The organism is Sphingobacteriales bacterium (assembly GCA_012517435.1).
GTDB lineage: Bacteria > Bacteroidota > Bacteroidia > CAILMK01 > JAAYUY01 > JAAYUY01.
The window spans coordinates 1-10,278 of sequence record JAAYUY010000131.1 but is presented as its reverse complement, the minus strand read 5'-3'; the positions used below and the strand labels follow the sequence as shown (position 1 = coordinate 10,278).

Here is a 10,278-nt window from a genome sequence, read left to right as displayed (position 1 = left end):
CATTATTTACATATCACCCATGACAGCTACCGTTTATCTCAATGGACAATATCTTCCGGAAGAGGAAGCCCGAATTTCCGTCAACGACAGGGGGTTTATGTTTGCCGATGGCACCTATGATGTACTTCGAAGCATTTCAGGTGTTTTATTTCATGGTGATGAGCATTTTCAACGGCTTGCCTATTGTCTGAAAGAGCTCGAAATCAGGAATACGCACATGGATGAAATCAGAAATATCATTTACAAGCTACTGGAAATAAATCACTTATCAAATCAGGAGGCCAGTGTATATCTTCAGATCACGCGTGGGGTGTACAGGCGAATGCATGCTTTTCCTGATGCCGACATTTCTCCGACAGTTTACATTGCCGTCAGGAAATTTACCCCGTTCGAAAAAGAGTTTTCCGAAGGAGTGAAATGCATTACTGCAGAAGACATCCGCTGGCAGCGCTGCGACCTGAAAACCATCGGCCTGGTCGCCAATGTGATGGCCATTGAGAAAGCTTCAAGATCAGGAGCTTATGAGGCAATTTTTATCCGTAATGGCCTGGTAACGGAAGCGTCACATTCAAGTGTTTTTGGTGTTTTTAATGGTAAGGTTCTGACCCATCCCAAAAACAACCATATCCTTGCAGGTATCAGCCGTGACATTGTCATTGACCTTTGCCGCAAACTTCACATTGATTTTGAGGAAAAGCCCATCAAAGCAGAACAGCTTCCTCATCTGGAGGAGCTGATGGTGGTGGGAACATCCACAGAAGTCATGCCCGTTGTCCGGCTTGATAATTATAGTATTGCTGACGGAAAACCGGGTAAAATAACAGCTCAGCTTCATCAAGAGTTCAGAAAATACATGAATGAATATGTTAAACATCACCGTCAGGGAAAAAATTCAATCAGTTGATATTTATTTTTTATTCAGTCAATAACTTTTGATACATTTGCACAAAAAATTTAGATTATGAGTACAATAACAGGAATAATAGCCCGTCAGATCCTTGACTCAAGAGGCACTCCGACAGTTGAGGCAGAAGTATTTACCGAAAACGGAGTCATTGGAAGAGCTGCCGTTCCTTCCGGAGCATCTACCGGAGCACACGAAGCAGTAGAATTACGTGACGGAGATAAAAATAAGTACAGAGGGAAAAGTGTCGAAAAAGTGGTGGAAAATATCATGGAGATCATTGAACCCGAATTGCTCGACCTGAGCGTATTCGATCAGAAAATGATAGACGAAATCATGATTGAACTGGATGATACCCCAAATAAATCCAAATTAGGCGCAAACGCTATTTTAGCCGTATCATTGGCAGTAGCACGTGCTGCTGCTGAGGAGGCAGGCCTTCCACTTTACAAATACCTTGGCGGAGTTGGTGCCTACACACTCCCCATCCCGATGATGAACATTCTCAATGGTGGCAAACATGCCGATAACAGCATTGATTTTCAGGAGTTTATGATTATGCCCATCGGTGCTGATACTTTTGGCGAAGCCATCCACATGGCAGCCAATGTTTTCTACAGCCTGAAAGATTACCTGAAGAGCAAGGGATATTCAACCAATGTAGGTGATGAAGGCGGTTTTGCCCCTAACCTCAAATCCAATGATGAAGCCATCGAGACAGTCATCGCTGCCATTGAAAAAGCCGGATATAAACCGGGGGAAGATGTTTATATTGCCCTTGATCCTGCCGCTTCTGAAATGTATGATGAAGAAAAGAAACTATACCGTTTCTACAAATCAACCCAAAAAGAAGTTACTACCGATGAAATGATTGAATTCTGGCTCAACTGGATAAAAAAATATCCCATCATATCACTGGAAGATGGCCTTGCCGAGGACGACTGGGACGGATGGGTAAAACTGATGAATAAAACAGCCGGTAAGATTCAGATTGTCGGAGACGACCTCTTTGTCACCAATCCTGTCCGTCTGCAAAAAGGTATTGAAATGAAGGCAGCCAACTCCATTTTAATTAAATTGAATCAGATAGGCAGCCTGACTGAAACCATACAAACAATGCAACTGGCTACAAATCATAATTTTACAAATGTCATCTCCCACCGTTCAGGGGAAACAGAAGACACTTTTATTGCCGATCTGAGTGTAGCAATGAATACCGGCCTGATTAAAACGGGTTCACTCTCACGCTCCGACCGTATTGCCAAATACAACCAATTGCTGAGGATAGAAGATGAATTAGGGTCGGATGCTGTTTATCCGGGTAAATCTTTCAGATTTCTGCACAGATAAAAGGCTTATGAAAAAAATGCTTGGCATACTGAAAAACAAATACCTCCTTGCCAGTTTGTTTTTTATCATCTGGGTAGGTTTTCTCGACAACAACAACATCCTGCGCACCATGAAAACACGGAAGAATCTTCGTGAATTGCGAAAGACGGTTGAATATTATAACAAAGAAATCAAAGAAAACCAACGGATTATACGCGAATTGACCATGGACAAAAAAAGTTTTGAAAAGTATGCACGTGAAACGTTTTTTCTGAAAAGGCCTGACGAAGAAATATATATCATCGAAGAAAACTGAAACCGGAATAAATAGCAATCATACTTTTGGTATATTCCAGACAGTAACTATTTTTGCAGCATCAAACAGTTCTCATTTTTTGCTGAAAAAGCAGATTAATCTGCAATGATAAGCACTTTCGGGGTGTAGCGCAGTCCGGTTAGCGCACCACGTTCGGGACGTGGGGGTCGGAGGTTCAAATCCTCTCACCCCGACATGGCCTGCCAGAAATTTTGGCAGGCTTTTTCGTATTAATATTCATTGATTTTCCAAAAAAGCTGATATGGACAAAATAAAAGAGGAACTGATTGAAAAAATAAAAAAGCTTAAAAAAGAAAAAAACGCTATTATTCTTGTTCACAACTATCAGGATCCTGAAATATACAAAATAGGTGACTTTATCGGTGATTCGCTTGAGCTTTCAAGACGTGCCATGGAAGTTGAAGAAGATATTATCATTTTTTGTGGTGTGAGGTTCATGGCAGAAACTGCAAAAATCCTGAATCCGGATAAAAAAGTCATACTGCCTAACTATGAAGCTACCTGCTCGATGGCTGATATGTCGGACGTACCAGGGCTTCTTGCCCTAAAAGCCCGGCACCCCCATGCTGCTGTGGTTTGCTATATCAACACCAATGCCGATGTTAAGGCGCATAGTGATGTGATATGTACATCCGCCAATGCCCTGAAAATTGTAGAATCTCTGCCCAACGAAGAAATCATCTTTTTACCTGATAAAAACCTTGCCGCCTACATTCAAAGCAAAACAAGAAAGAAGATCATCCCTTACGAAGCCTATTGCTACATTCACAATGCTTTTGACGGCTCACTGCTCAGGGATTTCAAAGCACGTTTCCCTGAGGCTGAAGTCATTGCCCATCCGGAGTCTCCTGAAGATGTGCTGGCAATGTCAGATTATGTCAGGGGAACGAGTGGGATGATTAAAGCCGCCCGCGAATCAAAGGCAAAGGAATTTATCATGGTTACGGAATGTGGCATGGCAGAAAAACTCAGACTGGAAGTCCCCGGTAAAACCTTCCATTCCTTCTGTAATATCTGCTCTTATATGAAAATGACCAACCTGTATCTGGTCGAACGGGCACTGACAAAATACGAATATGAAATCAATGTCCCGGAAGAAATAGCCATCAAAGCCCGGAAAGCCATCGACCGCATGCTTGAATTAAGTTAACCCAATCCACAACCTGCAACTCTAATTTCTCATTTCGAAATTCGATATGAAAATTTAAGTCCTGTATTATTTCATCAACTCCGAAGCCTTCTTAGCCCCTTTCGACTGTAGGAATTCAATAACCTGGCGGTACGATTCTATGGCGACTTTGTCTTTTAATTTTTCGCTGATATCTTTTCCGGCAATGGCCAGATCCAATGCCGACATAGCTTTTTCCTTATTGATCTGATTGAGCATTGCTCCGTTTTCAACCAACATCCTGACCAATGCCAAATTCCCTTTTGAAGCGGCAATCATCAGTGCCGTGAAACCTTTTTTGTTTTTTGTATTCACATTTGCCCCATGTTTGATCAGCAGTTCAGCCAGATCGAACCTGTCAAAATTCAGGGCAACCAACAAAGCATCGTATCCAAACTGATTCTTAAAATCAATATCAGCTCCTGCCATGACCAGCAAACGGGCTATATCGGTATGCCCCAGCTCAGCCGCATGCATGAGGGGTGTGCCATAAACATTTGTTTCGCTGACATCATCGGCAATGTTCATGTTGGCACCGTTGTTAATTAAAAACTCAACGATTTGGCTATATCCACCCCTGACAGCCAGAATAAGTGCGGTTTTACCGTCTTTTTGCCTTTTGTTGGGATCGGCATTATGAGCAATCAGGTATTTGACAGCCTCCATCTTCCCGGCCTGAGCCGCTGCCATCAATGCAGTTAGTCCTGTTTCATTGACAGAATTGACATCAACCTGCTGGTTTTCAACAAGATACATTACAATATTCATTTTTTCCCTGCCGGATGCAATTAGCAAAGCAACGGTCAGGTCGAATGGTTTTGTTTTTCTGTTGCTGATGAGATATTTTAAGAAATCCAGGTCGCCCTGGCTGGCAGCCATTTTTATGGCCAGAAAACCATTATAGCCTTCAATACTCAGTTTTTTTACATTATCATACTGATAACCGGTGAGATATTTTGCAATTTCAATATTGCCGTTTTCAGACAAATGAGAAAGGCAGTTTTCGCCTTTACGGTCTTCCAGATTGGGATCAGCACCTTTCTGCAGCAGATACTTAACCATTTCAAATCTGCCACTGTCGCAGGCAAACATAAGTGGGGTAAAGCCCCTGATCTGATTGGCATTAACCTGTGCACCCCTGTCAATCAATAATCTGGCAATATCCTCATATCCCCAGATGATTGCCCACATCAGGGCTGTTTCTCCCTTAACCCTTTCCCATCCGTTGGGGTTGGCTTTATGTTCAAGCAGATATTTCACCATCTCAAAATTTCCGGATTCTACAGCCAGCATCAGGGCAGTAGTGCCGGTGTGTGTCGCATCATTGACATTTGCTCCATGCTTCACCAGCAGTTTCACCATTTCAATATCCTCAATTTCGACTGCATACAGCAGAGGTGAATATTCCATGGCATTTTTCTGATTGACATCACATTCATTGGATATTAAGGTCCGGGCAATTTCATAATGTCCCTCACGAACAGCGATAATTAAGCCTGTATTTCCGTTCTGGTCTGCACAATTGATATTGATACCCTTTTCGATAAAGCTTTTCACTTCGCTTAGGTTTCCTTTCTGAACAGCCTGAAGAAATTTTATTTCATTCTGAGCCTGAAGTTTAAAAAAACTCATCAGGCATAACAAAAAAACCATGAATCTGGTCATAAAAACTGTATTGAAGGTTTTGTTTAAATGAAAAATGCGACAGCTAAAATACAAATCAGAAAACATCTGCAATCAGAATCTTGTTTTGATTAAAGATAACGGGATCTCCAGCTTTTTTATTTTTCAGCGCTTCAAACAAGGGTGTATGAACAGAAATGACATGATAGACTTCGTTCTGCACTTCCACTTTTCCAAGGGGGACAGCAATAAAAAGTCTGTGCAGATTGGTGATGACTACGCTTCCAAACATCACCTTGTCATTCACAACAGGGTTTATCTTTTTCAGGATTTCAAGTTCATCAAGCACCTGCTGACATTGTTCTGCCAGTAAATTCCGCTTGCGCAACATTTGCGAACGATAAGGATCGTAACGGTCTTTTGGCGGGCCTGCTTCATTGGCCGCATTTTGTGCTTCTTTCATCTCTGCCTCGTGTATCTTAAACTTTTCCTGAAGCATCACCATGCACTTTTCAATGATTTCGGTTTTGAGGCCAAGTTTGTCCATCTCTGTTTTTGCTACAAATATATCTTTTTAGATTTGCCTGTGCATTCTGAACGGTTATTACGGACTATCATTCAGTTCTTTATGTTTTTGTCTGTGCACTTAAAAGATTGAATACGACAACATTACTTTTTCTTCAGAAATATCAGAATCAGCCCGCTTTCCTGCAACGTTTATATGTCCTGAAAAATTCCATTGCATTTTGCGTAAACGTAAGAAATGAAATCTTTTTGGTTTAAGTTTGCAGTTCTAATTTTTTACATGAAAATAGTTTTTTTCGGAACACCTGAATTTGCAGTCATTTCTTTAAAAAGCCTGATTGAGAAGGGTTGGGATATTGCTGCGGTGGTAACAACACCCGACAAGCAGGCCGGCAGAGGGTTAAAACTTGTCAAACCGGAAGTAGCCAGATATGCTGAATCGTTGTCAATACCCGTTTTGCAGCCTGAAAATCTGAGAGACCCAGGCTTTATCGAACAGTTGAAAAAAATAAATGCCGGATTATTTCTGGTGGTTGCATTCCGTAAACTGCCTCCGGAAGTCTGGCAACTGCCACCGGCTGGAACTGTCAATTTACACGCTTCCCTGCTTCCTGCCTACCGGGGTGCAGCTCCGATTAACCATGTGATTATCAACGGAGAAAAAAAGACCGGAGTAACTACTTTTTTTATAAATGACCAGATCGATACCGGAGAAATCATCTTTCAGGAAATGGTGGACATTTCTGCCCGTGAAACAGCAGGCAGCCTCCACGACAAACTGGCTCACACAGGTGCCTCTCTTTTATGCAAAACAGTGGATTATATTGATAAACAAAAAGTTATTACAATTCATCAGGATATGACAGGCAATTATCCGAAGGCTCCCAAGATTACAAAAGAATTTTGCCGTATCAACTGGGAACAGCCTGCTTCAAAAATTGATTGCCTGATCAGGGGATTGTCGCCCTATCCTGCCGCATGGACTACCCTTGAAAATAAAATAATAAAAATCTATACCGCTGATTTTGAAACAATAAAACATGAACATGCTCCCGGAACCATTTTGACCGACAACAAAAACTATCTTCGTGTCGCTGCTGCCGAAGGTTTTATCCACCTTCTCAGCTTGCAGGCTGAAGGAAGGAAAATGCTGGAGGTTAAAGAATTTCTCAGAGGATTTGTTTTTAAAGGTAACGAAAAATTTAAGTGATGAAAATTTTTCTGACAGGTTTAATGGGGAGTGGAAAAAGCCATTACGGAGAAATACTGGCAAAAACTCTTGAAATTCCCTTTGTTGACCTCGACAAAGTCATCGAAAAACGTGAACAGAGCAGTATCGCCTCAATTTTTGAAAAAAAAGGAGAGTCAGGATTCAGGGAAATTGAAACGAAAGTACTTCAGTCCTTTGATTATCCTGAAAATTGCATTATTGCCTGTGGCGGAGGCACCATCATTACTCCTGAAAATCTTTCTTTTATAAAAAACCATGGGAAAATCATCTTCCTCTTCCCTCCTTTCAGGGTCGTGGCGGAAAGGCTAAAAAAAGAAAAAGAAGACAGACCTTTGCTGAAAAATATTCCGGAAGAGAATTTTGAACAAAAACTGAAAGAATTGCTTGAAAAGAGGCTCCCTTTTTACCGACAGGCCGATTTAGTCATTGACCCGACAGGAATTTCTCCGGAAGATTTACCGAAATGGCTGAAAACTTTATAAAACTAATTTTTGCGTCAGGCAATTACCGGCTGTTTTTAGCTGAATCAGGTAAATTCCTTTTAACTCGTATGGAATATCAATATTTACAGAATTTTTTCCGGCTATTAGCGAATGCTGTGAAGAGACAATTTCTTTCCCCTGCAAGTCAAACAGTTTAACATCAAGCCTCTGAGAGACTGGAGATTGTACTGAAAGGTATAACAAGGAAGATAGACGTTTGACCGGATAAAGCAGTACCAGATTTTCCGGTTTAATTTCGTTGGTGGCACCTGAAACATCTTTCAAACATCTGACGCTGATGCCAATGGATTTATCGTATTCCCACATCTGAACCTGAGGTGAGCCTTTATCCAATACCATAAAAACAGCATAAGCCGGATTGGTTTTGCTTTGCTCTGATATCCAGTAATAAACAGCATCTGTTCCGATAGCACCATTGCGGAAACTCCCGTTGAGCGTACAACGATAGCCTACCTGAAGGGCATTAAATCCGGAAGAACCGCCCGGCATCATCTTAGTATAAGCCTGACTTACGTCACCGCCTAAACTATTTATCAGCGCAGTGATTTCGGTATAAGAAGGAATGTGCCACCCTTGCGGGCAAACACCCTGAGTGGGCTGGGCCGGTTGACCGTCATAATACTGCATGGCTTCCTTGAACTCGTAAAAACCGCCTTTCTTTGTTTTTCCGTTCGTTCCATTGCAATAATCTTCATCATTGTTCCAGCAATATTTTTCAATCACTGAATCATTCTTCATCATTTGTCCTCCTTGCCCGCTGATATTCAGTATCATAGTGCCGTAATTGAGGTTCTCCGCCATCCAGCATTGATTACCGATTAACACCGTCTGGTAAATCTGTCCATCTCTGGAATCAATCAGATTTTGTCCGCATTGCCATTGCGAATGAGCCGGAAAAAATAAAAACATTATCCCCGGCAATAGAAATAAATCTTTCAGCTTCATCAGTGTTTTTTGATATGCGGATGACGAAAAGTCTTTTACTCAGGTTGTATCAGTACAGCGACATATCAAAACGTCTCCGGTAGGCTTTGGTGGCCGCATGTTCGTTGCCAAGAATGGTAAAGATGGCTACTCCGGTTTTACGGGCAAGCCCGTCCATATATTCCTTTTGTACCATCAACGACTGTATGATATTTTCCAGCGCTTTATCAAACTGTGATTGCTGAATTAGCTTCCTTGCCTCAATAAGATTTTCCCTGACTTTTCCTTCTTCAAAATCTTCATCTTTCAGGGTCATGAAATGACAAAAATTCCTCAGGTATTCCGACTGAAGACAAAAAGGTGAATCGGCATGAATATCAGATATTAACTGCCTGGCTTTCTCAGGGTTTTGAAGCACTATCAGACGTGCCAACAGAAACTTGGCTTCTGTCAGCTCAGGTGCTTTTTCTATCAGATTCTCAAGCCTTTTAATGATCTCACCATTGACGCCATAAGGAATACGGCTTTTAATGGCCTCCAGTTCATCCCTGTTTTTGTCGGGTAAATGCTGTTTTAAAAATTTTTCAATTGCCTGTTTGGGTAAGGCTCCTGCAAATTCAGCCGTAACTTTTCCTTTTACAAAAAGTTTTACAGCCGGAATACTCCGGATATTAAACTGTCGGGCGATTTCCGGAAAACTTTCGGTATCCAGCTTGGCCAACTTAAAACGGTCTTTATTTTCTTCTGCAAGCTTTTCAAGTACCGGCCCTAACATACGGCATGGCTGACACCAGGCAGCCCAAAAATCAACCAATACAGGTTTATGATAGCTCTCTTCAATTACATCTTTCTGGAAATCAATCACATCGTATTTGCCTGACATAGCTTTTTTTTTCATGCCTTTAAGCTAAAATCATGCAAGAGGGTGTAGCGTGCTCCGTCTGACAATAATTCAGACTGATAAAGACAATATTTACTGACATTCAGCCTAACATGTAAATTAAATGCTTCAGGGAGTGGAAATAAGTTGTGGGGCTGCTTCTTCAACCGGCTTAGGGTAATGTGCGGTATCTGGTCTTTATGCAGATGATCTGTAAATTCGAGATGATGATCGAAATAAAAATCTTCACAGGCTTTATTTAACAAGCGGACAAATCCTGAATATTGAGGATTTTCGAAAAATTTACCCCAGATCATAACCGGCTTTTTATAAGGATAATAGGTAAACTTTTCAAAAACAATTTCAAAAGACTTGGATTTAAACAGTTGATTTTCTACATGTTGCAACAAGGAAGATAAGAGATTCTCAGGAAAATCGCCTAAGAAAACCAGCGTTACATGCAGATTTTCCGGGGCAATCCAACGAATAGATTGATTTTCACATGCTTCTGTAAATTCCCTGCACAAAGCTGACAATTCTTCATTCAGCGGAATGGCAAAAAATATTCTGAGGTTTTTCATGATGATTGTTTTTAGCCCGATTAATAAATATTTTCAGGACTATCTTTATTTCAAAAATACAAAGCGATGCATGAATAAAAAAACTTCGCACTGAAAGAATAACAAGAAATATAATTTTTAAATTTGCAGGCCAAATGCCATCCAAGATGAACAGAATAATGATATTTTGCGGGATTATTATTTTATTAAACTTACATTCCTGCTCTCCCGAACAGCAAATAATGCCTCAGAATATCTGGATCATCGCTCCCGGAACAAGGCCTTTGATGATTG

At 41.1% G+C, this 10,278-nt stretch carries 11 protein-coding genes and 1 tRNA gene; 7 read left to right on the top strand and 5 right to left on the bottom strand.

All coding sequences use genetic code 11. The features are described 5' to 3' along the window. The 5 genes from GX437_07665 to nadA all read left to right on the top strand — a co-directional run. Positions 1-904, top strand: a 904-nt coding sequence (locus GX437_07665; protein NLJ07529.1) for a hypothetical protein, incomplete at its 5' end; no start/stop codon positions are given. A 57-nt stretch (positions 905-961) separates the two neighbouring features. Then, complete coding sequence (gene eno / locus GX437_07660; GenBank protein NLJ07528.1) at positions 962-2,254, top strand: phosphopyruvate hydratase; 1,293 nt, start codon at positions 962-964, stop codon at positions 2,252-2,254. 7 nt (positions 2,255-2,261) lie between these two features. Continuing rightward, the gene (locus GX437_07655; GenBank protein ID NLJ07527.1) at positions 2,262-2,549 is read left to right on the top strand and encodes a septum formation initiator family protein; all 288 of its coding nucleotides are present in this window, start codon (positions 2,262-2,264) and stop codon (positions 2,547-2,549) included. A gap of 119 nt (positions 2,550-2,668) precedes the next feature. Beyond that, positions 2,669-2,743, top strand: a tRNA-Pro gene (locus GX437_07650). A 68-nt stretch (positions 2,744-2,811) separates the two neighbouring features. Further along, a complete protein-coding gene (gene nadA, locus GX437_07645; GenBank protein NLJ07526.1) occupies positions 2,812-3,720 on the top strand; it encodes a quinolinate synthase NadA in 909 nt (302 codons plus the stop codon). A 66-nt stretch (positions 3,721-3,786) separates the two neighbouring features. Here the strand turns inward: nadA and GX437_07640 are convergent, their stop codons facing one another. Continuing rightward, the gene (locus tag GX437_07640; protein ID NLJ07525.1) at positions 3,787-5,403 is read right to left on the bottom strand and encodes a hypothetical protein; all 1,617 of its coding nucleotides are present in this window, start codon (positions 5,401-5,403) and stop codon (positions 3,787-3,789) included. 55 nt (positions 5,404-5,458) lie between these two features. Beyond that, positions 5,459-5,908 carry a hypothetical protein gene (locus tag GX437_07635; GenBank protein NLJ07524.1) on the bottom strand — a complete coding sequence of 150 codons (450 nt, stop codon included), beginning with the start codon at positions 5,906-5,908 and terminating at the stop codon, positions 5,459-5,461. 258 nt (positions 5,909-6,166) lie between these two features. Between GX437_07635 and GX437_07630 the strand changes: the two genes are divergently transcribed. Next, positions 6,167-7,096 carry a methionyl-tRNA formyltransferase gene (locus GX437_07630; protein ID NLJ07523.1) on the top strand — a complete coding sequence of 310 codons (930 nt, stop codon included), beginning with the start codon at positions 6,167-6,169 and terminating at the stop codon, positions 7,094-7,096. Beyond that, entirely contained in the window at positions 7,096-7,599 is a 504-nt protein-coding gene (locus GX437_07625; protein NLJ07522.1) for a shikimate kinase, read from the top strand. The genes GX437_07630 and GX437_07625 overlap by 1 nt, the downstream gene beginning before the upstream one ends. Here the strand turns inward: GX437_07625 and GX437_07620 are convergent. From GX437_07620 to thpR, 3 genes are read right to left on the bottom strand one after another with little or no spacing between them, the layout of a single operon-like run. Then, positions 7,594-8,565, bottom strand: coding sequence for a T9SS type A sorting domain-containing protein (locus GX437_07620; protein NLJ07521.1), 972 nt, complete (start codon positions 8,563-8,565; stop codon positions 7,594-7,596). The two genes, GX437_07625 and GX437_07620, sit on opposite strands and share 6 nt — an antisense overlap. 49 nt (positions 8,566-8,614) lie before the next feature. Then, positions 8,615-9,442 carry a thioredoxin gene (trxA, locus tag GX437_07615; GenBank protein ID NLJ07520.1) on the bottom strand — a complete coding sequence of 276 codons (828 nt, stop codon included), beginning with the start codon at positions 9,440-9,442 and terminating at the stop codon, positions 8,615-8,617. After that, positions 9,439-10,005, bottom strand: coding sequence for an RNA 2',3'-cyclic phosphodiesterase (thpR, locus tag GX437_07610; GenBank protein ID NLJ07519.1), 567 nt, complete (start codon positions 10,003-10,005; stop codon positions 9,439-9,441). The genes trxA and thpR overlap by 4 nt, the downstream gene beginning before the upstream one ends. Positions 10,006-10,278: the final 273 nt, after the last annotated feature.

What these genes read in the sequence shown, in the direction of transcription:
- eno (NLJ07528.1), top strand. Translation starts at nt 962, where the DNA reads ATGAGTACAATAACAGGAATAATAGCCCGTCAGATCCTTGACTCAAGA.
- GX437_07655 (NLJ07527.1), top strand. Translation starts at nt 2,262, where the DNA reads ATGAAAAAAATGCTTGGCATACTGAAAAACAAATACCTCCTTGCCAGT.
- nadA (NLJ07526.1), top strand. Translation starts at nt 2,812, where the DNA reads ATGGACAAAATAAAAGAGGAACTGATTGAAAAAATAAAAAAGCTTAAA.
- GX437_07640 (NLJ07525.1), bottom strand. Translation starts at nt 5,403, where the DNA reads ATGACCAGATTCATGGTTTTTTTGTTATGCCTGATGAGTTTTTTTAAA.
- GX437_07635 (NLJ07524.1), bottom strand. Translation starts at nt 5,908, where the DNA reads ATGGACAAACTTGGCCTCAAAACCGAAATCATTGAAAAGTGCATGGTG.
- GX437_07630 (NLJ07523.1), top strand. Translation starts at nt 6,167, where the DNA reads ATGAAAATAGTTTTTTTCGGAACACCTGAATTTGCAGTCATTTCTTTA.
- GX437_07625 (NLJ07522.1), top strand. Translation starts at nt 7,096, where the DNA reads ATGAAAATTTTTCTGACAGGTTTAATGGGGAGTGGAAAAAGCCATTAC.
- GX437_07620 (NLJ07521.1), bottom strand. Translation starts at nt 8,565, where the DNA reads ATGAAGCTGAAAGATTTATTTCTATTGCCGGGGATAATGTTTTTATTT.
- trxA (NLJ07520.1), bottom strand. Translation starts at nt 9,442, where the DNA reads ATGAAAAAAAAAGCTATGTCAGGCAAATACGATGTGATTGATTTCCAG.
- thpR (NLJ07519.1), bottom strand. Translation starts at nt 10,005, where the DNA reads ATGAAAAACCTCAGAATATTTTTTGCCATTCCGCTGAATGAAGAATTG.